Below are 23,186 nucleotides of genomic sequence, written 5' to 3'. Positions count from 1 at the left end.
ATTAAATTCGCGTTCCCGACAGACTGCTACTGCCCGGCCAAGGAGGCCTTTGATGCCGTTGACTCACCGCCCTGTTGTCGCTGCTGATCTCGCACTGCTCTGCACCTTCCCACAAGGCCCGGAAGAGCTCTACTTCATGTTCCCGAAAGCCTCGTTTCCGTTGACCGAGGCACAGTTGCAAGCCTCCATTGATCAGCGCGCCAACTCAACGGTGGTCGAGCTGAATGGGCGGGTTGTCGGCTTCGCCAACTTCTATGAATGGGAGCGAGGTGGGCGCTGTTCGATTGGCAATGTGATTGTCGACCCGGCAGCCCGGGGCCAAGGTGTAGCCCGTTACCTGATCGAGCAAATGATCGCGATGGCACGGGAGCACTACCAGGCCAAGGAGGTGGAATTGTCCTGCTTCAACCAGAACACCGCCGGCCTGTTGTTGTACCCACAGTTGGGCTTTGTGCCCTACGGGATCGAAGAGCGCAGCAATCAGCGCGGTGAGCGGGTGGCGTTGGTGCAGATGCGCCTGCAGAGGGCTTGAGTATCACAGGCAAGCCTGCCCCAACCGTTGTGGGTGCAGGCTTGCCTGCGATCTTAATCGCGGGCTGGCTTGGTCGCTTTCGGCAGTTCCAGGCCGTCTGCGCGGAACATCTGGCGAATACCACGCAGTGCCTGACGGATACGGTCCTGGTTCTCGATCAGGGCGAAACGCACGTGATCGTCGCCGTAATCACCAAACCCGATGCCTGGCGATACGCAGACCTTGGCCTCGGCCAGCATTTTCTTGGCGAACTCCAGCGACCCCAGGTGCGCATACGGCTCGGGGATTTTTGCCCAGACGTACATCGAGGCCTTGGGGTTTTCAACCATCCAGCCAATCTCGTGCAGGCCTTTGACCAGCACGTTGCGCCGCTGCCGGTATTGCTCGGCGATGTCGCGCACACACTGCTGATCGCCTTCCAGAGCGGCAATCGCCGCGACCTGCAGCGGTGTGAAGGTGCCATAGTCGTGGTAGCTCTTGATCCGCGCCAGGGCATTGACCAGCTCCGGGTTACCGACCATGAAGCCAATCCGCCAGCCCGCCATGTTGTAGCTTTTGGACAAGGTGAAGAACTCCACTGCAATGTCCTTGGCACCCGGCACCTGCATGATCGACGGGGCTTTCCAGCCGTCGTAGACGATGTCGGCGTAGGCCAGGTCGTGAACCACCAGCACGTCGTACTGTTTGGCCAGTGCCACCACGCGCTCGAAGAAGTCCAGCTCTACGCACTGCGCGGTCGGGTTGGACGGGAAGCCGAGAATCATCATCTTCGGCTTGGGGATCGACTCGCGAATCGCCCGCTCCAGCTCATTGAAGAAGTCCACGCCCGGCACCAACGGCACGGAACGCACCTGGGCGCCTGCGATCACGGCACCGTAGATATGAATCGGGTAACTGGGGTTGGGCACCAACACCGTGTCGCCATGGTCGAGGGTGGCAAGCATCAAGTGCGCCAGACCTTCCTTGGAACCAATGGTCACGATGGCTTCGCTCTCAGGGTCGATGTCGACCTCGTAGCGTTCTTTGTACCAACGCGAGATGGCGCGGCGCAGGCGTGGAATGCCGCGGGATGTCGAATAGCCGTGGGTGTCTTCACGCTGGGCAACCTGCACCAGTTTCTCGACGATGTGCGGTGGCGTAGCCCCATCGGGGTTGCCCATGCTCAGGTCGATGATGTCCTCGCCACGACGGCGTGCAGCCATCTTGAGTTCGGCGGTGATGTTGAAGACGTAAGGGGGGAGACGATCAATGCGCGCAAAGCGGCGCGGCGAACCTTGGTCAGCCATGGCTTCCTCGAAGACGTAAGCGCCCGGAACCGTCCGAGCGACGTTGGCCACTGCGGTGGCCGAGGCAAACAATAGAGCGCCAAGGTCACCGCTGTCCAGAGCTACCGAAGAAAATTGTGTGGCTTAACAAATGTCTTTGTACGCCCCGTCATGCCACTCCAGCGGCGTGGCCAAGCCGGATTTGGGGCTCAGGTGGCTACCCTGAATCGAAGAAAACGGCACACCGTTACTGCCCAGGCTCACCGCTCGCTCGTTTTTATCCGATTCGGTGATGAGGGTATAAGAGTGCTTGCGCATGGCCTGATAGCGCGGGTCGTGGTCGTTCAAGACCTTGTGATGCACCTTCAACTGCCCTTCATTCAACTGCAGACGCTTGCTCAACGAGGTGCCCCAACGGGTCAGGCAGGTTTCCGCGAAATGCCGCACGATCAACCCCGGCTCGGCCAACGCCTTGTCCCCCGAGGCACCGTCGGCAGCGGCATTGCCCACCAGGGTAGCGTGTCGGCCCGGCATCGGGTACACGCATGTACGGGTGCTGCTGGCGGTCTGCGGAATGACACAAGCAAAGCCTTTGGAGCGCTCGTCGCGTGCGTAGAACGCTACATACTCCTTCACGTTCGCTGCCAGTTTTACCCGGTTATCCTGGAAATTGAGCAAGCCAGGTACCGGGTCGATTGCAAAGATATTCACCGGTATGTGCTTGAGCGCTGCGTCGTTGGCCATGGCGTTGGCCAGCATATGGCAACTGATGCCACCACGGCTCCAGCCAACCATGTTCACTTGGGTAGGGATGACGCCGTTCTTGCGGAAGGTCTTGATGATCTGTTCCTGCAACTGCTGTGGTGTAACGTCACGCTTACCATAGCTATAGCGACGCCAGAACCAGGAACCACTAGCCTCAAGGTCCTTGATCGGAACACCGGCGGCTTTCAGCTGGTTGTACTCCTGCTCGGTCAAATCCTGACGCTGCCAATCGCAGCGGCCTTTGATGATCTGCAGTGCATGACCTACGTTTTCATCCCAACCTCTGCCAAACAAGGTGCCGGTCATGCCGTACGCCTTGTTTTCGACAAACATTTCATCCGCCTGCAGGTTGCCGCTTCCTGGGCCATCAATGATGATCCAATCAGCAAACTCCCGGCCCTGCGTGTTAGAGGCCAGCGTCGACACCAACTCACCATCCCAGAAATTGGGGTGAAGGTCGTCAAAGCGATGGGAACCGGTACCACAAAAATACACTGTCAAAATGCTCATGCTGCCAACTCGATCTGATTGAAGATGGCAGCAGACTAAACGCAGCGAAAAAACGCAGGCATACGGAAACGCGCCCAAAAAAAACCCCGGCATTGAGCCGGGGCTTTTCATGAAGCAGGCGACTGTCAGTGCGCGTAAGTCAGCAACAACTCGGTCGGCACTTTGGTGTCCAGCGACATCATCACGCTCAGGGCGGTAATGGTGAAGATCGAGAACACGAACAGCTTGCGTGCCCAGAGGCGATCATCTACTGCCTTGTAGCCGGTCCAGGCCATGTACAACCAGTACATGCCCATGGCCGCTGCTACCGCCATGTAGCTCATGCCGGCGTAACCGCCGATGGTGAGCATCAGGGTGGCAAGCAAGAACGCGATGATGTACAGCAGGATGTGCTTCTTGGCGACCCCAATGCCGCGCTTTACCGGCAATACCGGAATCGACGCTGCGAGGTAGTCGTTGAAGCGGAAGATCGCAATCGCATAGGAATGCGGCATCTGCCACAGGCTGAACATCACCAGCAGGGTCAGCGCAGCCAGGTCGAAGCTGTTGCTCACGGCGCAGTAACCGATCACCGGAGGCATGGCACCGGACAGGCTGCCAACCAGGGTGCCGTGCACCGATTTACGCTTCAGGTACAGGCTGTAGAAGCCGACGTAGATGATGAAGCCGATCAGGGCAAACAGCGCCGCCAGCGGGTTGGCCTTGACGTACAGCAGGCCAAAGCCGGCCACCCCGAGCAGGGTGGCGTAGACCAGCGCCAGTTTCAGCGAGATCAGGCCCTGAACCATGGCGCGGTTCTTGGTACGTTCCATCTTCAGGTCGATGTCACGGTCGATGCAGTTGTTGAACACGCAACCGGACGCCACCACCAACGAAGTACCAATAACCGTCGCCAGGAACAGTGCGAAGTCGACATGCCCTTGCGCGGCAAGGAAGAAACCGCCTGCCACAGAAAGCACGTTACCGAAAATGATCCCCGGTTTGGTGATTTGGATAAAGTGCTTAAAGGACATGCCGTCTACCTCACTTCGCCATCATGCTGGTGTGGATGCTGAACATGATCCACAGGGACAGACCGACCAGCAGCACGATAACCAGCCCTGTGAACAGGAAGGCACTGACGTTCCAGCGCTGCTCACGCGAGCTGTCCAGATGCAGGAAGTAGAACAGATGGACTACTACCTGGATCACTGCGAAGGCCACCACGATCAGGATGGTCATGTCTTTTGGCAGGCTTGGGTACATCACCAGACCAAATGGAATGACCGTCAGGATGACCGACAGGATGAAACCGATCGCGTACGACTTGTAGCTGCCGTGGCTGGCGTCGTGACTATGGTGAGCGTTAGCCATTTACAGAACCCCCAGCAGGTAGACAACGGTGAACACGCAGATCCAGACCACGTCCAGGAAGTGCCAGAACAGGCTCAGGCAGCTCATGCGGGTCTTGTTGGTCGCGGTGATACCCTTCTTGTTGATCTGGTACATCATTACAGCCATCCAGATCAGGCCGCCGGTCACGTGCAGACCGTGAGTACCCACCAGTGCAAAGAAGCCCGACAGGAAGCCACTGCGCTGAGGACCGAAGCCCTCAGAGATCAGCAGGTGGAACTCGTTGACTTCCATCACGATGAAGCCAAGGCCCAACAGGAAGGTGATGGCCAACCAGGCCAGCACACCATTCTTGTTGCCCTTGTACATCGCCAGCATCGCGAAACCGAAGGTGATACTGGAGAACAGCAGCAGCGCGGTTTCAGCCAGTACGTAGTTCAGTTCAAAGATGTCATGACCCGACGGGCCACCGGCGAAGTTATTCGACAGTACCCCGAAGGCCGCGAAGATCGACGCAAACAGGATGCAGTCGGTCATCAGGTAGAGCCAGAAACCGAATACGGTCATCGGGCCCGAGTCGTGGTGTTCTTCGTGCCCATGGTCGTGACCATGAGCAGCATCAGCATTCAATACATGACTGGACATTGATTAAACCCGTTCAAACGATTCGACACGTGCGCCATGCACTGGGGAGCCGGTTGCCAGGCCCAAGGCCTTCAAACGCTCACCCTCGATGCGGGCGACTTCCTCTGCAGGAACCATGTAGCCCTGGTCGTCACGTGCAGCGTGAGCAACGAAGACAGCAATGGTGCCAACCAGGCTGGCGACAACCAGCCACCAGATGTGCCAGATCATGGCGAAACCGAACACAGTGATCAGTGCACCCATCCACACGCCAGTGGCGGTGTTGTTCGGCATGTGGATCGCGCTGTACTTGGCAGGTGCCTTGTACGCAGAGCCATCACGCTTGGCTTCGGTGAATGCATCCAGGCCGGCATTAACTGGCAGGGTGGCGAAGTTGTAGAACGGTGGTGGCGACGAAGTCGACCATTCCAGGGTGTGGCCGTTCCACGGGTCACCGGTGACGTCCATGTTCTGCTTGCGATCACGGATCGAAACGTACAGCTGGATCAGCTGACAGGCGATACCGAACAGGATCAGCACCGCACCGACCACGGCAACGTACAGGTACGGTTCCCAGGCAGGGTTGGTCGAGCTGTTCAGACGACGGGTCATACCCATGAAGCCCAGCGCGTACAGTGGCATGAAGGCCACGTAGAAGCCGGAGATCCAGAACCAGAAGGCCGCTTTGCCCCACTTCTCGTTCAGGGTGAAACCGAAGGCTTTCGGGAACCAGAAGGCGAAACCGGCGATGTAGCCGAATACCGCGCCACCGATGATCACGTTGTGGAAGTGAGCAATCACGAACAGGCTGTTGTGCAGAACGAAGTCAGCACCTGGAACCGCCAGCAGAACGCCCGTCATACCACCGATGGAGAAGGTGATCATGAAGCCCAGGGTCCAGCATACTGGCGCGGTGAAGCGCAGACGGCCCTGGTAGATGGTGAACAGCCAGTTGAACAGTTTCACACCGGTCGGGATCGAAATCAGCATCGTCGCCAGACCGAAGAAGGTGTTGACGCTAGCGCCCGAACCCATGGTGAAGAAGTGGTGCAGCCAAACGCCGAAGCCCAGTACCGAGATCGCGCCGCTGGCGTAGATCATCGACTTGTGGCCGAACAGACGCTTGCCGGTGAAGGTCGAAATGACTTCCGAGAACACGCCGAACGCCGGCAGGATCAGGATGTACACCTCAGGGTGACCCCACGCCCAGAACAGGTTGACGTACATCATCGGGTTCCCACCAAGCTCGTTGGTGAAAATGTGGAAGTCCAGATAACGGTCAACAGTCAGCAGTGCGAGCGTAGCGGTCAGGATCGGGAACGATGCAACGATCAGGATGTTGGCCCAGGTGCAGGTCCAGGTGAAGATCGGCATGTCCATCAGCTTCATGCCAGGCGCGCGCATTTTCAGCACGGTGGCAAGGAAGTTGACGCCCGTTAGCGTTGTCCCCAATCCGGATATCTGTAGCGCCCAGATGTAGTAGTCCACACCGACGCCAGGGCTGTACTGAATCCCGGCCAGCGGCGGATAGGCAACCCAGCCGGTCTTGGCGAATTCACCAACGCCCAGGGAGATGTTGACCAGCGCAACGCCGGACACCAGCAGCCAGAAGCTCAGGGAGTTCAGGAACGGGAAGGCCACGTCACGCGCACCGATCTGCAGCGGCAGAACGATGTTCATCAAGCCGGTGAAGAATGGCATGGCCATGAAAATGATCATGATCACACCGTGAGCGGTGAAGATCTGGTCATAGTGTTCGGGCGGCAGGTAGCCCTCGCCGCCGCCAGTGGCCATGGCCAACTGGGTACGCATCATGATGGCGTCGGCAAAGCCGCGCAGCAGCATGACCATCGCGACGATGATGTACATCACCCCGATTTTCTTGTGGTCGACCGAAGTCAGCCACTCAGTCCACAGGTAGGTCCACTTGCGGAAATAGGTGATAGCACCGATCAGCGCGATACCGCCGAGCGCGATCATGGCAATGGTCACCATGACTATCGGCTCGTGATACGGTATCGCATCCAGACTTAGTTTACCGAACATCTCTTACTCCTCTGCCCCAGCAGCTGAATGCATACTCGTGTCCACCTCTTGCACAGCGGCTACTTCCTTGCTGGCTTCCTTCTCGTGGTGCACAGGCTTGCCACGTTTCATGCCTTCGTACTTGTCGACGATGGTCTGGAAGAAGTCAGCCGGTGCAGCGCCGTACAGCGCAACCGGATTGTTTTCGCTTGGTTTGGCCAGAGCCTCGTACTCAGCTGCTTCCAGCTGCTTAGGCGACTGCTTGACTTCGTTTACCCAGGCGTCGAAATCAGCCTGAGAGGTGGCAATTGCCTTGAACTTCATACCGGTGAAACCCGCACCGCTGTAGTTGGCGGAGATACCGTCGAACTCACCCTTCTCGTTGGCGATCAGGTGCAGCTTGGTGGTCATACCGGCCATGGCGTAGATCTGACCGCCCAGGCCCGGGATGAAGAACGAGTTCATGACCGCATCGGAGGTCACGCGGAAGTTAACCGGGGTGTTGGCCGGAAAGACGATCTTGTTGACCGTGGCAATGCCTTGTTCCGGGTAGATGAACAGCCATTTCCAGTCCAGCGCGACCACGTCGATCTGTACCGGCTTGACCTCGGAGTCCAGAGGACGATACGGATCCAGCGAGTGGGTGGTCTTGTAGGTGACATAGCCCAGCGCAATGATGATCAGCACCGGGATGGTCCAGACCGCCACTTCGATCTTGGTCGAGTGCGACCAGTCAGGCGTGTAGTTGGCCGCCTTGTTGGAAGCACGGTACTTCCAGGCGAATGCGATGGTCATCAGGATGACCGGAATCACCACCAACAGCATCAGGCCGGTAGCGATCAGGATAAGGTTCTTTTGCTCAATGCCGACCTGACCCTTAGGGTCGAGCAGGGTCCAATTGCACCCACTGAGAAAAAGCATGCCTAAAAAGGGCAGAATGCCAAACAGTCTGGGGTAACGCTTTTTACTCATTTCACGACCTCTAGAGCAGCTTGCTTCAATGCAATTTGTGTTTTGGTCGCCAACACTTCGTCCTGCCAAGCGTTAGCATTTACGGGATCGAATAGGGTCATGCATGGAGGAGCACAGTGGCGACTCAGCAAAACCTTATATAACGACGGTTATTATTTTGACTTCGTAGGCAACGGGCCTGTCTTCAGACCAAGTCCATTTGGTGCGGGAAATCACGGAGGGGGGTCAGCCCGGCATCGCCGCTGGCGATGCTCGACAGAGTCAGCGAAAAGAGCCTTAGCTCCTTTAATCCTGCGACTCGCAAGCGGTGCCGAACGGAAATTGGGGGCGATTGTAGATATGTAACTTGGCATTGACTATGACTTATTACGCAACAGTCCTTTACAGAAACTGCAACAATAAATCGTTCAAAATCAATTTTGCGACAGTTTGTCGCACCCCTCCCGGTACGCCTGAAAGGCCCGCACTACAAGGGCTGCAACTTGATCCAGATCAATGCTGCTGCGACATTCAAGGCGTACCGGATGTCGCAGCGCACTTGCCCGACGCGTGACTTTTGTCTAAGGCTGACGACGGTTGCGGTAGATGCCCAGCGGTACCAGAACAGCCGTCAGGGTAAAGGCCAGCAACGCCCATTGCGCCAGCGACAAACCCAGCACCGGCGGGTAGGGCGTGGAGCAAAAGCCATCGACCTGAAACACCAGCGGCAGAACCGAAGCCAGCGGCAACCCGTCGACGATCGGTTGCAGGGTGTCGATACCACAACTGACGGCCGGGTTAGCCAGAATATAGACATGGTTGCCCGCAGCGGCGATGCCGCCTATGGCGCTCAGTACTACCAGTATCTCGAAGACCGTCAGGCTGCGCTTACCGGGCATGGCCGCACCGATGAAGGCAAACAGGGCAATCAGCAGCAACGCATAGCGCTGCAGGATACACAGCGGGCACGGTGCCTCACCAAGGACGATCTGCATATACAGTGCGCCTCCGATCAACGCCAGGCAGATTATCCCCAGCAGAACCAGAAAGCGCCGCTCTCGATTCAGGCGCTGTACGTGTTCATTCATTGCCGTTCCCTTTAATAGATAAATGACTCCGCTGGCGGCCCACCGCCACACGAAAGTCTACACGCTGGCTCTGGCCTTTGAATGTGCAAAATTCGCGCCCCGCATCAGCCATCGCGGCTCGGCCGATCGCCGACCGTTACCTCGGGGCAACGGACCGTATCGGAAAGGAGGCATGCGTGATAGACATCAGGCAGTGAAGGATAAGCTGATTAATGCAGGATTAACCTTTAAAGGTTTTTACACATCGAGCTTTTTCCGCTGCGGCGCGGCGCAGCGTATCGAACCGCCAACAAGGCCGGCTCCAGGCAGGAGTCGGCCTTGTTGGGGACTGTGGCGGGTTATTCCAGCGCTGCCGCCGGCCCGAAGAACTCATAACGGCTCTGCTGCTCCGGCACACCCAAGCCTTTCAGGTGACGCTTGACGGTCGCCATGAAGCCCTTGGGCCCGAGGAAGTAGGCATCCAGGTCACGCTCAGCCGGCAGCCACTGATCCAACTGGTCGAGGGTCAATAGCCCCACGGCATCGGCAGCCGGGCTGGCGCCATCGTCTTCGGCGTAGCAGTAGAAGCGCTTGAACTGCGGATGCGTCGCCGCCAGGTCATCGATCCAGCCACGGAAGGCATGCACTGCACCGTTACGGGCGCAGTGGATAAAGTGGATCAAGCGGCCCGTGGACAGCGCTGCCTCCACCATCGCCAGCGTCGGCGTGATGCCTACGCCACCACTGATCAGCACCAGCGGCTTGTCGCTGGCAGCCAAGGTGAACTCGCCCGACGGCGGGAACAGGTTCAGGGTATCGCCCACCTGCAGTTGCTCGTGCAGGTAGTTGGAGACTTTACCGCCCTCCTCACGCTTGACACTGATGCGGTATTGGCCGCCCTTGCTCAATGCCGACAGCGAGTAGTTGCGACGATGCTCTTCGCCGTCGATGAACAGCTGCAGGCCGATGTACTGACCAGGCTCTGCCGCCAGAATCGCACCGCCATCTTCAGGCGCGAAGTAGAAGGAAACGATCTCGCTGCTCTCCTCCACCCGCGCAGCCAGCTTGAACACCCGCGCACCACGCCAGCCACCGACGGCTTCGGCTTTCTGGTCATAAACCTGGGCTTCGGCGCCGATCAGGATGTCGGCCAGTTGTTGATAGGCCGCACCCCAGGCGGCAATGACTTCAGGGGTGGCAATTTCACTGCCCAACACTTCTTCAATGGCGCGCAGCAGGCAGCTACCGACGATCGGGTAGTGCTCTGGCAGGATCTGCAAGGCCACATGCTTATTGATAATCTGCCCGACCAGGCCACCCAGTTGCTCGAGCTGGTCGATGTGCCGCGCATACATCAGTACGCCATTGGCCAAAGCACGTGGCTGATCACCGCTGGCTTGGTGAGCCTGGTTGAACAGCGGACGCACCTCGGGGTACTCGCTGAGCATAAGCTTGTAGAAGTGCGTGGTCAGCGCTTCACCACCGCTTTCCAGCAGCGGCACGGTTGCTTTGATGATTGCACGGTCTTGGGCATTGAGCATGAGGGGACTCCTGAGCCTATGGCTTCTGTAAAAACTGCCATGAGTAATTCAGGAACCGTGCCAAGTTTAAAATCCAATAAAATCAATAACTTAAAAATATAGAGTCATTATGACCCCATCTGTTTTATAGTCATTTCGACCAACAGGAGTCATTATGACCGCAAAGCCCCTGCTCACCGCCCTGCTGCCACTGGTTAGCGACCTGTCCCGCGAGTTGCCGGAGCGCGAACGCTATCGACGCCTGCTGCAGGCCATGCGAACCCTGTTGCCATGCGACGCTGCGGCCTTGCTGAAACGTGAGGGCGAATGGCTCGTGCCATTGGCGGTCGACGGCTTGAGTACCGACACCCTGGGGCGGCGCTTCAAAATCAGCGAGCACCCGCGTTTTCAGGTGTTGCTAAGCCGTCACGAACCCACACGCTTTGCCAGCGACAGCGACCTGCCCGACCCTTATGACGGCCTGGTCGAAGGTCTGCACCAGCACCTTGAAGTACACGACTGCATGGGCTGTCCGCTGTTCGTTGATGAACAGCCTTGGGGGCTGATTACCCTGGACGCACTCGCCCCGGAACGCTTTCAGCAGATCGAGCTTGATGCCCTGCAAGCCTTCGCCAGCCTGGCCGCCGCAACGGTCAAGGTGGCCGAACGGATCGAGCGCCTGGCCCTGCGCATAGAGGACGAACACCAACGAGCCGAACTCTACCGCGAGGCCAGTGGTTTTCAGGAGCGGGAGTTGATCGGCCAGAGCAAGCCGCACAAACGTCTGCTTGAAGAGATCGCCTTGGTAGGCGGCAGCGACCTGACGGTGTTGATCACCGGCGAAACCGGGGTCGGCAAAGAGTTAGTGGCCCAGGCCATTCATGCAGCCTCGGCACGCGCCGACAAGCCGCTGGTGAGCCTGAACTGCGCCGCCCTGCCCGACACCCTGGTGGAAAGCGAACTGTTCGGCCATGTACGCGGGGCCTTTACCGGCGCGGTGGGTGAACGCCGCGGCAAGTTCGAGCTGGCCAACGGCGGTACGCTGTTTCTCGATGAGGTGGGCGAGCTATCCCTGCAGGTGCAAGCCAAATTGTTGCGCGTGCTGCAAAGCGGCCAGTTGCAACGGCTGGGTTCGGATCAGGATCATCGGGTGGATGTGCGCCTGATTGCCGCCACCAACCGCGACCTCTCCGAAGAGGTGCGCGCCGGTCGCTACCGCGCCGACTTCTATCATCGCCTGAGCGTCTACCCACTGCAGGTGCCGCCGCTGCGCGAGCGTGGGCGCGATGTGCTGCTGATCAGCGGCTACTTCCTTGAACAGAACCGCTCCCGCATGGGCCTGAACAGCCTGCGCCTGACCCCCGACGCCCAGGCCGCACTGCTGGCCTATAACTGGCCAGGCAATGTCCGCGAGCTGGAGCACTTGATTGGCCGCTCGGCACTCAAGGCCCTTGGACAACACCCGGAACGACCGAAAATTCTCAGCCTGAGCGCCAGCGACCTCGACTTGCCGGCACCCCACAGTGAGGCAGCATCGGTCAGCAACAATGCAAGCCCTGCCAGTGCGACGGTGGTCGGCGACCTGCGCCTGGCGCTGGACACCTACCAGCGCGACCTGATCAAAGCCAGCCTGGAACGCCATCAACACAACTGGGCGAGTGCCGCACGCGAGCTGGGCCTGGATCGGGCCAACCTCAATCGCCTGGCCAAGCGCCTCGGTCTACGCTGACGCATTAAAGCCAGCCGATGCCGGGCCGATAACCCGACATCTCACCCTGTTCTTAAACCTTGAAGGTGCCTATGGTCTCGCAAAAAGCCCGTGCGGACTCGCTGTCGCTGCTGTTGTTCACCCTGCGCAGCGGCAAGCTGATGGCCATCAACCTGCTCAAGGTCAGCGAGATTATCGCCTGCCCACCGCTGACCCGGTTGCCTGAGTCCCACCCGCATGTCAAAGGCGTCGCCACCTTGCGCGGCAACTCGCTGTCGGTGATCGACCTGTCCCGCGCCATCGGCGAGCGCCCCTTGCTCGACCCGGACGGGGGCTGCCTGATCGTTACGGATATCAGCCGTTCAAAACAGGGCCTGCACGTACAAGCCGTGAGCAAGATCGTTCACTGCTTGAGTACCGACATTCGCCCGCCACCCTTCGCCTCGGGCGGCAAGTCGTTCATTACCGGGGTAACCCAGGTCGACGGTACGCTGGTGCAAGTGCTGGACATCGAAAAAGTGATTCACGGCATTACCCCTGCGCCTCACGATCACACCCATATCGAGCTGGCTCCAGAAGACGCTGCGGTGCTTGGCGCTGCCAATATTCTGGTGGTCGACGACAGCCAGGTGGCCCTGCAGCAGTCGGTACACACCTTGCGCAACCTGGGTATCGAGTGCCACACCGCCCGCAGCGCCAAGGAAGCCATCGACAAACTGCTGGAGCTGCAAGGCACTGATCAGGAGATCAATGTGGTGGTCTCGGACATCGAGATGTCCGAAATGGATGGCTACGCCTTTACCCGCACCCTGCGCGAAACGCCGGACTTCCAGCACCTCTACGTGCTCCTGCACACCTCGCTGGACAGCGCCATGAACAGCGAGAAAGCCAAGGCCGCCGGAGCCAATGCCGTATTGACCAAGTTTTCCTCACCGGAGCTGACCGACTGCCTGATCCATGCTGCACGTACGGTGGCCGACTTCGGCCAGTGAAGGCATTGTGCTCACTTGTCGGGCAGTCGGTCTGAGGCATAATCGCAAGCAACCGTCACTGCCCACGAGGCGCGCACCATGAGAAACGCCGTAATGACCCTGTGCCTGTTGGCCTTGCCTCTCACCCAGGCGAACGCCTCCAGCGATGCAGCCTGGGCCGACGCGCAACACCAGGCATTGGCCACCTGCGTAGCCGCCAGCCAACTCACCGCAGTCAAGCCGCTCAAGCAGAGTGCCTTGTTCGATGACAGCGTGGGTTACACGGCGATCCTCTTGCAGGGGCACTACAAGCCTGCGCACATGAAGAACAAGGCCGGTACCGAACTGTGCCTGTACCACCGTGAAACCCGTACTGCCCACGTGACCGAGTGGGATGCCGTCACACCCGTCCGCTAAGAAGAAGCCCACTACCGTGTCTCTTTCCACCCCGTTCAATTGCGTCGGCTGCGGCAAATGCTGTACCGATCATCATGTGCCCCTGACCCTGGCCGAAGCCGGGCGCTGGAGCGCATCCGGCGGCCAACTGATTGTCTTGCTCGAAGCGTTTTTCGAGCAGGGCCCAGGGCTGCCCGACGGCCAGCGCGAGCATGCCTTGCGCCGCAGTTTTCCGGTGGCGTGCGGCGCGAGCCAGATCCACCTGGCGGTGACCTTTGCGGCGTATAACGTCGGCCCCTGCCGCAACCTGGATGCGGATTACCGCTGCCGCATCTACACGGAACGGCCACTGGTGTGCCGCATCTACCCAATGGAAATAAACCCGCACATTCCGCTGCGCCCCGAGGCCAAGGACTGCCCACCCGAAGCCTGGCAGGATGGGCCGCTGTTGATTCACCGCGACCAGCTCCAGGACCCGGAACTGGCAGCACTGATCGAGCAATCGCGTCAGGCTGACCGCGAGGATATCCGCGCCAAAGTTGCGATCTGCCAACACCTTGGCATTGATGTCAGCGCAGTCAAGGGCAACGGTTTCACCGCCTACCTGCCCACCGTCGAGGCCATGGCGAGCGCGATCCGTGACGTCGAGGCCTCTGCCGATACCGGCAGCGCTTGGCGCCTGCACGTGACCGATCCGCTATTGGCCGAGCAATTGCAAACGCTGGGTGCGCAGGTCACCAGCGAACCGGCGACCTACTACAGCTTCATTCCACTTCAGGCCGGTTAACTGCGGCGGCGCCAGAATTCGTCAGCCAGTTGCCGCAAGCCCTCGGCCAGCTCGGCAACATTGCTGGAGTTCAGGTGGCCGCGCTGCCCGGCACTGACCGTGACTTCGCTGGCTTGGCGAATGCTGGTGATGTTGCGGTTGATGTCTTCACTGACACTGCTTTGCTCTTCGACCGCCGCCGCAATCTGCAGGCTCATTTCATTGATCTGGGTAACCCGCTGGCTGATGCCATCAAGCGCACTGGCAGCACGCTGTGCCTGCTCAACGCTATTACCGACATAGGTACTGCTCTGTTGCATCGCCAGCACGGCATTGCGCGCACCGCTTTGCAACACACCGATCATGCGTTGAATTTCCTGAGTCGATTGGGCAGTGCGCTTCGCCAAGCCGCGCACTTCGTCAGCCACCACGGCAAAGCCGCGCCCCTGGTCCCCTGCCCGAGCCGCTTCGATGGCGGCGTTCAAGGCCAGCAGGTTGGTCTGCTCGGCAATGCTGCGAATGACATCCAGCACACTGGAAATCTCACTGCTGTGGCTCTCCAGGTTGTGGATCACTTGCGTGGCAACCTCCAGCTCACGGGCCAACTGCAAAATCGCGTTCTGGCTCTGATCAACGAGCTGCTGCCCGCTCTGGGTTTCATCTTCAGCCTGGTCCGCCGCCTGTGAGGCCTGCTGAGCACTGCTGGCGACCTGAGCCACACTGGCCGCCATCTGGTGGATGGCAGTAGCCACCTGATCCGTTTCACTTTGCTGGCCCAGCGTACTGTTGTGACTGCTGTGCAGGTGGCTGGCCAGCTCAGCCGCTTCCACCGCCAAGCGCTTGGACGTGTCGCCAATGCGCCCAACCACAGCGCCCACCTGAGACTCCAGCATCAGCATGGCAAACTCGATTTGCCCGACGCCATCCCGGCGACCGGTATACAGCTGCTGGCTCAATGGATTGTCCGCAACTGCCTTGGCACGGCGTCGCAAGCGTTCAAAGGGCCGTAACAGGGGAAATACCACGGCAGCACTCAGTGCAAAGCTCAGCGCCAGGGTCAGTAGATCCGACAGTGGCAGCAGCCAGTGCGCGGCCATTGCCACGGTAAATGCCAGGCTCATGCCGCCCCATAACTGCCACTCCAGCCCCGGCACAGGCAGGCGCTGCAACCAGCTGGTACGACCACTGCGCAACTGGGCATACAACCGCTCGGCGGCCTCGACGTGCGCTGCTGCCGGTTTGGTGCGTACCGATTGGTACTCAACCGTCTGCCCCTGGCTGGTGATCGGTGTCACAAATGCACTGACCCAGTAATGATCGCCATTCTTGCAACGATTCTTCACCAACCCCATCCACGAACGCCCGCGCTTGAGCGTCTGCCACATCTGCTCGAAGGCCAACGGTGGCATGTCCGGGTGGCGCACGAGGTTATGGTGCTGCCCTATAAGCTCTTCGCGACTAAAACCGCTGATGCTGACAAAGTCATCATTGGCGTAGGTAATCGCGCTGGTAAGGTCAGTGGTAGAGAGGATGTTGGCATCGCCGGGATAATCCATATTGCGGCCAGTCACAGGCAGATTGCTCTTCATTGTGGGCGCTCATTATTGTTGGCAGAAAATCGGCAGGGCGTTCGACTCTAAGGTGTTTTTTTTCTGAAACATTGACTTGGAGCAGGATATTGGCAAATGGCCATACTCGCGTTGTCAGCCGAAAGATGCTCACAGACTGATCAGTCACATCGCCCAGGACAGACACGCGTCTTCGCCATTTTTACCGAAAATGCAACAGTTCTTATCCGAATACTCTCTGTTTCATTCGAACATTTCCGACTAATTTATGTACACCTAACTAGCACTTGCTCTGCAAGAAGGTTTGTCGAAATGTCCAACAGTATGGGTATTGCCAGCGTTTTTGTTCTGTCTTCTTTGTTGTTGTCGCCGGTCGTAATGGCCGAAGAGTCGCAAGCGTTCGTGGCTCAGAATGCCGCCCGCGCCGCCGCACTCGACAACGCTCGCCACGCGATTGCAGAACAGGGTAAAGACCGCTTGGAAACCCAGAAAAACACAGCGTCCAAGGTTTCGGCGAGTGACCGTAGCGACAGCTGACAGGCGCCCAGCGCCCCCTTTGCTCTCCCCCCGAAAACCGCACCGGTGATGCATTCACCGGTGCGGTTTTCGTCTAAAGCCGCTGCTGATCAGCGGCTTTTTTTGGCGCGGTAAAAAGTGCCTGAGTTTGATCGTCCTTACCCCCTGACGATCGTTGTTTCGCACAATAAAAAACAGCCACACCTTCACCCAAGGAGTTAACCACGGTGAGCATTGCTTTACGATTCACACCGCTATTCGTTGCACTGACTGCAACGATGCCTTTCACAGCCCAAGCAGACGACGAACCCGCTGAAGGTTTCATCGAAGGCTCCAGCCTCAAATTGCTTAGCCGTAACTACTACATGAATCGCAACCAGCTCTCGCAAGGCCAGCGCGATAACAAGGAGTGGGGCCAGGGCTTCATTGGCAAGTTTGAGTCGGGCTACACGCAAGGCCCACTCGGCTTCGGCCTTGATGCGCATGCCATGCTCGGCCTGAAACTCGATGGCGGTGGCGGTACCGGCAACTCCAGCATCCTGCCGGTCAGCAGTACCAGCAAAGAAGGTTACGAGTACGGCAAGGCTCCGGATTCCTTCTCGACCGCAGGGGCGGCGCTCAAGCTCAAGGCCTTCGACACCGAGCTCAAGGCCGGCGACCTGTTCCTGAACAATCCGGTGATCGCCGGGGGCGAAAGCCGCATGTTGCCGCAGACCTTTCGCGGGGTCAGCCTGACCAACAACAGCCTCGACGGCCTGATGTTCGACGCCGGCCAGGCTAGCTTCACCAAGCTCTACAACCAAAGCGGGCACAGCCGCATCGGCACCTCTTATGGCGAACTGCCAGACGACCGCGAAAGCCGCCACCTGAACTGGGCCGGGGTAGCCTGGAGTTCGATTCCGAACCTCACCGCCAGCCTGTATGCCGCGGAACTCAAGGACATCTGGAACCAGTATTACGCCGACCTCGACTACACCTATCAGGTGAACGATCTGGTCAGCCTCAACCCGGGCGTGCATTTCTATCACACCCAGGACACGGGCGATGCGCTGCTGGGCAACATCGACAACAACACTTACAGCCTGCACTTCACCGTCGGTATCGGTTTTCATGCGATCACCGCGGTGTATCAGCGCGTCAACGGCAACACCCCGTTCGACTACATCACCCAGGGCGACAGCATCTACCTGGACAACTCGCAGATCTACTCGGACTTCAACGGCCCCAACGAGCGCTCCTGGAAGCTCAAGTACGCGTATGACTTCGCGGGCCTTGACGTACCCGGCCTGACGTCGGTGGTGTCCTACTCACACGGTGAGTTGGACCTGACCAAAGTCGACCCGAACAGCGCAGGCTACGGCGAAACCTGGTACAACCCCGATGGCAAGAACGCGCAGCACTGGGAACGCGACATCGACCTGCAGTACGTGTTCCAGGAAGGCAACCTCAAGGACCTTTCCGTCCTGCTGCGCTGGGCCGCCCACCGGGGTAGCCAGGGCTATTCGCAGGTGGATAACAACGTCGATGAATACCGTGTGATCGTCGAGTATCCGCTGAACATTTTCTAACCTGCGGCATCGCAGGCGAGCCAGTCATGCCTTCGGGGCTGCAAGAGCCTTGTTGGAGCAGGCTTGCCTGCGATGGGAGCGTTCGGGCGCCAGCACGTACACAGCGCCCGTATCGCAGGCACAACCTGCACCTGCAGAGATCTCCGCACCAAAAGACACCCGCCGTTCATCTGTTGAACCTGACAAGGTAGCGACATGCATAACCTTAGATCTTGTCCGACAATACACACACCCCTAAAATACGCCGCCGCGCACCCTCCGTGCACTCCCTCTTGCTCATGACCTATGGTCAAACACTGGCAACCATGACTTCGCGCACCCGGCCTCAACGCTCTGCCCTGTACCGAAGCCATCCGGAACTGGTTCTTAACCTGGGCAGTTGCCTGACGGTTCTGGCAATCGTTGCTATCGTCACGTTCCTGTTGATGCGCGAACGTACCAACGTCGAGCAGGCCGCCGTTCGCTCGGCACGCAACATCGTGCAGTTGATCGACACCGACATTGTGCGCAACGTGGAACTCTACAACCTGTCCTTGCGAGGCCTGATCTGGGCGGCACAGCGCCCGGAGCTGTTGACGATTCCGCCTGAACTGCGCCACCAGGTGCTGTTCAACCAGGCCTTCAGTGTGCCATTGCGCGGCGACATCCTTTGGCTCGACAGTAATGGCGATGTGGTCGCCGATTCCTCCAGTACGACACCACGCAGCGCCAATTTTGCCGACAGCAAGGTATTCCAGGATCACCGGGCAAACCCTGGCCTGGGCCTGCTGATCAGCCAACCGTTCAAAGCGCGGCTTGGCGACCTGGACTGGTGCATTGGCTTTAGCCGCAGGATCTCGGACATTCATGGCGGATTTGCTGGCGTCGCTGCCGGTGCATTGCGCCTGTCGTACTTCGACGAGCTGTTCCAGCGCCTGGACATCGGCCAGGAAGGCAGCATCAACCTGATCAATACCAACGGCGTACTGCTTGCCCGGCACTCGGCGGTGGACAACCGCCAGTTGGTGGGCAAGGACTTCAGCCAGGAGCCGAACTTCCAGCGCGCCATGCAAGAAGGCAAAGGCAGCTTTAGCGCAGCCTCGTCACTGGATGGCAAAGAACGTCTGTTCACCTTTTCCCGCGTCACCGACCTGCCATTGATGGTGGTTGTGGCCCTGCCCACTGAAGAAGTATTCGCATCGTGGCTGCGAACCGCACTGGTGGTGGGTGCCGCAACAGGCGTGCTGTGCCTCGGCATTCTCTGGCTCACGCTGTTGCTGGGTCGCGAGCTGCGCCGCCGCCAGGATGCCGAGCAAGGCCTGGCCACCCTCGCCGCCACCGACAGCCTGACCAACCTGCCGAATCGGCGGCGCCTGGACCAGGTGCTGCGCCAGGAATGGGCCAGGGCCAAGCGCAACGCCCGCCCCTTGTCGGTACTGATGGTGGACGTGGATCGCTTCAAGGCCTTCAACGAGCGGCACGGCCATCAGGGCGGCGATCAGGCACTGCGCAGAGTGGCCGCGACCATCCAGCGCTGCATCCGTCGGCCAGCAGACCTTGCCGCCCGTTACGGCGGCGAAGAGTTTCTGATCATCCTGCCGGAAACCGATAGGCAGGGCGCCCATCAACTGGCCGAGAACCTGCGCCGCCAGATCGAAATGCAACCACCGTACGCCAACGATGTGCAGCCGGTAACCGTCAGTATCGGCGTTGCCACCCACGCGCCAGACTGCCCGCAGCACAGCCTCGACGCGCTGTTGAGGGCTGCCGATGAGGCGCTATACCAAGCCAAGCACAACGGCCGCAATCAGGTCGTCTAGCCTCAGCGCCGGCCGGGGGCAAATCTGTATGCTGTTTTTCGACGGGATCTGTCCTTTGGCTCACCGGTCGAATGCCTGTATCGTCGTGCCCTCGACGTCACAGGTTGTTGCCGCATCATGAACCCCGAAGCCCTTGAACTGCTGGTCACCCGCGAAATGCCTTTCGGCAAGTACAAAGGCCGCTTGATCGCCGACCTGCCTGGCCAGTACCTGAACTGGTTCGCCCGAGAAGGCTTTCCCAAGGGCGAGTTGGGCAGCCTGTTGGCACTGATGCATGAAGTCGACCACAACGGCCTGTCGGACTTGCTCGTTCCCCTGCGTAAAAAACACCCACGCCCCCGCCCCTGACACAGCGAGCCTACGCATGAAGCACCTGCCCCTGTCTGAGCCCTCCCTTCTGGCCCGCGACGAGGGCTACTGGCAAAACGTTGCCTCGCGCTACGACATCGAGCCTGGGCCGATCAACCTTGAGTACGGCTACTTCGGTCGCATGACTCGCACGGTCGCCGAGCGCTACCAAGCGCATATCATGGCGATCAACCGAGGCAATTCACTGCCGGTGCGTCAGCAGTTCGATCAGGTCGGCACCCTGCAGATCCACGCTGCCCTGGCTGAACTGTTGCAGGTTCCAGCACACACGGTGGCCCTGACGCAAAGCGCATCGGCATCAATGCTGTCGCTGATCCGCAACTACAACGGCCTGCGCCCAGGCGATCAGGTACTGATCAGCGACCTGGAATACGACAGCGTGCAGCGCGCCATGCGCTGGCTGGCGCACCACCGTGGTGTGGAAGTGATCGAGCTGCGCCATCCGCATCCAGCCACCTTTGACAACCTGCTCGACAGTTACCGCCAGGCGTTCGAGCGCTACCCTCGACTCAAGCTGATGGCTCTGACTTACGTGACCCACCGCACCGGGTTGGTGATGCCGGTGCAGGCCATTGCCGCCTGTGCCCGAGCACACGGTGTCGAGGTCATGCTCGACGGTGCCCATGCCCTGGGGTTGGTGGACTTCAGACTGGATCAGTTAGGCATCGACTTCGCCGCCTTCAACCTGCAGAAGTGGATCGGCGCGCCGCTGAGCCTGGGGGTGTTGTACATCGCCGAAGAACGCCTGCAGGCCATCGCCCCCGACATGAGCGAGGCGAGTTACCAACGCGATGACATCCGCTCGCGGGCGCCATACGGCACGCCGAACATTCCCGCCTGGATGACCTTGCCGACTGTATTCGAAGAGCACCGGGCCATGGGTGGCGCCGCCGTAAAAGGGGCACGCCTGAGTTACCTGCGTGACCTTTGGGTTGAGCAGGTGCGCGCATTGCCCGGCATCGAAGTACTGACCCCGGACGATCCGCGCCTGTACTGCGGTATCACCTCATTGCGCTTTACCCGCCAGCCTGACCAGCCGGCCATGGTTCGGCGCCTGCTGGACGAGCACAACCTGTTCACCGTGGCCCGCGATGGCTCAGCCTGCGGACCGTGCATTCGGGTGACGCCCGGCTTCACGACAACACCGGACGATATCCAGGCGCTGGTCCGTGCCCTGCACGAACTGGCCTGAGCCCCCTCAGGCCTTGACCGGCTCGACCGCCAACTCGGCAACGTCGCTGCGCTTGAGCAGCGCGTACAACACAGCGGTCAACAGGCTACCGGCGAGAATCGCCAACAGGTAGAGCAGCGCGTGGTTGATGGCGTTCGGGATCAACAGCACGAACAGCCCGCCATGGGGTGCCATCAGCTTGCAACCGAAGTACATCGACAAGGCACCGGTCAACGCCCCGCCGGCAATGCTGGCGGGAATCACCCGCAGCGGGTCTTTGGCCGCAAACGGAATTGCGCCTTCGGAAATGAAGCACAGCCCCAGCACCAAGGCGGCCTTGCCGGCCTCTCGCTCACTCTGGGCAAATTTGCGCCGTGCGATAAAACTGGCAATACCCAGCCCGATCGGCGGCACCATACCCGCCGCCATCGTCGCAGCCATCGGTGCATAACTCTGCGAGGCCAACAGCCCCACGGAAAACGCATACGCGGCCTTGTTGATCGGCCCACCAAGGTCAACGCACATCATCCCGCCCAGCAGGATGCCGAGGAGAATGGCATTGGTAGTGCCCATGCTGTCGAGGAAATGGGTCAGCCCCGCGAGCATCTGCGCCACCGGCTGGCCGACCACATAGATCATCACCAGGCCCGTGAACAGGCTGGCCAGCAACGGAATGATCAGGATCGGCTTGAGCGCTTCCAGGCTGCTGGGCAGTCGCGCCCAGCGGTTGATGGCCTTGGCGCTGTACCCGGCGAGAAAACCGGCGACGATACCGCCAATGAACCCGGCCCCCAAGGTGCTGGCCAGCAGGCCGCCAATCATGCCTGGCGCAAGGCCCGGGCGGTCGGCAATCGAGTAGGCGATGTAGCCGGCCAGCAACGGCACCATGAGTTTGAAGGCCGCCTCACCACCGATCTGCATCAGCGCCGCCGGTAACGTGCCTGGCTGTTTGAACGCCTCGATACCGAAAACAAAGGACAGGGCGATCAGCAAACCACCTGCCACCACCATCGGCAACATGAACGAAACACCGGTCAGCAGGTGCTTGTAGACACCGGTCTTCTCACCCTTGGCCGGTGCAGCCTGCCCGGCAGCCGACGCCGACTCCTGCTTGCCTTCGGCCAACGCTTTATCCAGGGTAGCGCGCGCCTGTTTCAGGGCAATGCCGGTGCCGCAGCGGTAGATCCGCTTGCCGGCAAAACGCTCGGTGGCCACTTCGATATCGGCAGCCAGCAACACCACATCCGCATCAGCAATCGCCTGGGCGCTGAGCGGTGTGCGGGCGCCGACTGAACCCTGGGTTTCCACTTCAAGCTGGTAACCCAGTTGCTGCGCGGCCTGCTGTAACGCCTCGGCGGCCATAAAGGTGTGAGCCACTCCGGTCGGGCAGGCGGTGATGGCGACAATGCGTTTGCCCTGTACGACAGGCGCCGCAGCCTCGATCACCGGCTGATAAACCTCGGCCTTCTGGGCCGCCTCGCGCAAGAAATGATCAACATCCTGCAGCGCCTGCGATGGGGTGCTGCGAAACAGCCGCTTGCCGGCAAACCGTTGCAGGTCCAGCGGGCCGCTGCTGACCACCAGAACCCAGTCAGCCGCATCGATATCCGCCGCCTGAAGTTGCCGCTCAGGGTGTGCCGGGTCGTGAACTTCGACGCTGGTGCCATAGCCCTGGCGGCGGGCCGCAGCCTCCAGCAAGCGTGCACTCAGCACGCTGGAGACCATGGCGTTGGGACAAGCCGTGACAATCGCCAGTTTCATGT

21 protein-coding genes are annotated in these 23,186 nt (G+C 59.7%); 10 read left to right on the top strand and 11 right to left on the bottom strand.

Annotation, left to right across the window (positions count from 1 at the left end):
- Positions 1 to 52: 52 nt before the first annotated feature.
- Positions 53 to 532: a GNAT family N-acetyltransferase gene (locus CYD26_RS04445; RefSeq protein WP_102051876.1), complete on the top strand. Its 480-nt coding sequence runs from the start codon at positions 53 to 55 to the stop codon at positions 530 to 532.
- A 53-nt stretch (positions 533 to 585) separates the two neighbouring features.
- Here the strand turns inward: CYD26_RS04445 and alaC are convergent, their stop codons facing one another.
- The 9 genes from alaC to hmpA all read right to left on the bottom strand — a co-directional run bounded on the left by alaC (position 586) and on the right by hmpA (position 10,612).
- Complete coding sequence (gene alaC / locus CYD26_RS04440) at positions 586 to 1,818, bottom strand: alanine transaminase (RefSeq protein WP_065758900.1); 1,233 nt, start codon at positions 1,816 to 1,818, stop codon at positions 586 to 588.
- 123 nt (positions 1,819 to 1,941) lie between these two features.
- Positions 1,942 to 3,072 carry a hypothetical protein gene (locus tag CYD26_RS04435; protein WP_065758884.1) on the bottom strand — a complete coding sequence of 377 codons (1,131 nt, stop codon included), beginning with the start codon at positions 3,070 to 3,072 and terminating at the stop codon, positions 1,942 to 1,944.
- Between the two features lie 125 nt (positions 3,073 to 3,197).
- Entirely contained in the window at positions 3,198 to 4,085 is an 888-nt protein-coding gene (gene cyoE, locus CYD26_RS04430) for a heme o synthase (protein WP_065758885.1), read from the bottom strand.
- Positions 4,086 to 4,095: 10 nt separating this feature from the next.
- Complete coding sequence (cyoD, locus tag CYD26_RS04425; protein ID WP_065758886.1) at positions 4,096 to 4,425, bottom strand: cytochrome o ubiquinol oxidase subunit IV; 330 nt, start codon at positions 4,423 to 4,425, stop codon at positions 4,096 to 4,098.
- Positions 4,426 to 5,049: a cytochrome o ubiquinol oxidase subunit III gene (cyoC, locus tag CYD26_RS04420; protein WP_099773582.1), complete on the bottom strand. Its 624-nt coding sequence runs from the start codon at positions 5,047 to 5,049 to the stop codon at positions 4,426 to 4,428.
- Between the two features lie 3 nt (positions 5,050 to 5,052).
- Positions 5,053 to 7,074, bottom strand: a complete 2,022-nt coding sequence (gene cyoB, locus CYD26_RS04415; protein WP_065758888.1) for a cytochrome o ubiquinol oxidase subunit I — start codon at positions 7,072 to 7,074, stop codon at positions 5,053 to 5,055.
- A gap of 3 nt (positions 7,075 to 7,077) precedes the next feature.
- Complete coding sequence (gene cyoA, locus CYD26_RS04410; RefSeq protein WP_065758889.1) at positions 7,078 to 8,025, bottom strand: ubiquinol oxidase subunit II; 948 nt, start codon at positions 8,023 to 8,025, stop codon at positions 7,078 to 7,080.
- Positions 8,026 to 8,585: 560 nt separating this feature from the next.
- A complete protein-coding gene (locus CYD26_RS04400; protein WP_102051875.1) occupies positions 8,586 to 9,092 on the bottom strand; it encodes a disulfide bond formation protein B in 507 nt (168 codons plus the stop codon).
- Between the two features lie 338 nt (positions 9,093 to 9,430).
- Entirely contained in the window at positions 9,431 to 10,612 is a 1,182-nt protein-coding gene (gene hmpA, locus CYD26_RS04395) for an NO-inducible flavohemoprotein (RefSeq protein ID WP_065758891.1), read from the bottom strand.
- Between the two features lie 154 nt (positions 10,613 to 10,766).
- Between hmpA and norR the strand changes: the two genes are divergently transcribed.
- The 4 genes from norR to CYD26_RS04375 all read left to right on the top strand — a co-directional run bounded on the left by norR (position 10,767) and on the right by CYD26_RS04375 (position 14,453).
- Positions 10,767 to 12,320, top strand: coding sequence for a nitric oxide reductase transcriptional regulator NorR (norR, locus tag CYD26_RS04390; RefSeq protein WP_099773580.1), 1,554 nt, complete (start codon positions 10,767 to 10,769; stop codon positions 12,318 to 12,320).
- A gap of 71 nt (positions 12,321 to 12,391) precedes the next feature.
- The gene (locus CYD26_RS04385; RefSeq protein ID WP_065758893.1) at positions 12,392 to 13,291 is read left to right on the top strand and encodes a chemotaxis protein; all 900 of its coding nucleotides are present in this window, start codon (positions 12,392 to 12,394) and stop codon (positions 13,289 to 13,291) included.
- A gap of 78 nt (positions 13,292 to 13,369) precedes the next feature.
- Positions 13,370 to 13,687, top strand: a complete 318-nt coding sequence (locus CYD26_RS04380; protein ID WP_065758894.1) for a hypothetical protein — start codon at positions 13,370 to 13,372, stop codon at positions 13,685 to 13,687.
- Positions 13,665 to 14,453 (top strand): YkgJ family cysteine cluster protein, encoded by a 789-nt coding sequence (locus CYD26_RS04375; protein WP_065758895.1) that lies wholly within the window; start codon positions 13,665 to 13,667, stop codon positions 14,451 to 14,453. The genes CYD26_RS04380 and CYD26_RS04375 overlap by 23 nt, the downstream gene beginning before the upstream one ends.
- Here the strand turns inward: CYD26_RS04375 and CYD26_RS04370 are convergent.
- Positions 14,450 to 16,021, bottom strand: a complete 1,572-nt coding sequence (locus tag CYD26_RS04370; protein ID WP_102051874.1) for a PAS domain-containing methyl-accepting chemotaxis protein — start codon at positions 16,019 to 16,021, stop codon at positions 14,450 to 14,452. The genes CYD26_RS04375 and CYD26_RS04370 overlap by 4 nt on opposite strands.
- Positions 16,022 to 16,312: 291 nt before the next feature.
- Here CYD26_RS04370 and CYD26_RS04365 point away from each other — a divergent pair, with 291 nt between their 5' ends.
- The 5 genes from CYD26_RS04365 (at position 16,313) to CYD26_RS04345 (ending at position 21,444) form a co-directional block, all read left to right on the top strand.
- The gene (locus tag CYD26_RS04365) at positions 16,313 to 16,537 is read left to right on the top strand and encodes a hypothetical protein (protein ID WP_065758897.1); all 225 of its coding nucleotides are present in this window, start codon (positions 16,313 to 16,315) and stop codon (positions 16,535 to 16,537) included.
- Positions 16,538 to 16,794: 257 nt separating this feature from the next.
- Positions 16,795 to 18,084 carry an OprD family porin gene (locus CYD26_RS04360; RefSeq protein ID WP_371917183.1) on the top strand — a complete coding sequence of 430 codons (1,290 nt, stop codon included), beginning with the start codon at positions 16,795 to 16,797 and terminating at the stop codon, positions 18,082 to 18,084.
- A gap of 305 nt (positions 18,085 to 18,389) precedes the next feature.
- On the top strand, positions 18,390 to 19,883 hold the full coding sequence (locus tag CYD26_RS04355; protein ID WP_065761157.1) for a diguanylate cyclase: 1,494 nt from the start codon (positions 18,390 to 18,392) through the stop codon (positions 19,881 to 19,883).
- A 114-nt stretch (positions 19,884 to 19,997) separates the two neighbouring features.
- The gene (locus tag CYD26_RS04350) at positions 19,998 to 20,231 is read left to right on the top strand and encodes a DUF3820 family protein (protein ID WP_083199871.1); all 234 of its coding nucleotides are present in this window, start codon (positions 19,998 to 20,000) and stop codon (positions 20,229 to 20,231) included.
- A gap of 16 nt (positions 20,232 to 20,247) precedes the next feature.
- Entirely contained in the window at positions 20,248 to 21,444 is a 1,197-nt protein-coding gene (locus CYD26_RS04345; RefSeq protein ID WP_100250154.1) for an aminotransferase class V-fold PLP-dependent enzyme, read from the top strand.
- Positions 21,445 to 21,450: 6 nt separating this feature from the next.
- Here the strand turns inward: CYD26_RS04345 and CYD26_RS04340 are convergent, their stop codons facing one another.
- The gene (locus CYD26_RS04340) at positions 21,451 to 23,184 is read right to left on the bottom strand and encodes a PTS fructose-like transporter subunit IIB (protein ID WP_065761154.1); all 1,734 of its coding nucleotides are present in this window, start codon (positions 23,182 to 23,184) and stop codon (positions 21,451 to 21,453) included.
- Positions 23,185 to 23,186: the final 2 nt, after the last annotated feature.

The sequence above is a fragment of the Pseudomonas sp. FFUP_PS_473 genome (assembly GCF_002858665.1).
GTDB lineage: Bacteria > Pseudomonadota > Gammaproteobacteria > Pseudomonadales > Pseudomonadaceae > Aquipseudomonas > Aquipseudomonas defluvii.
The sequence above is the reverse complement of the archived record's forward strand: the minus strand, read 5'-3'. Positions and strand labels throughout refer to the sequence as shown.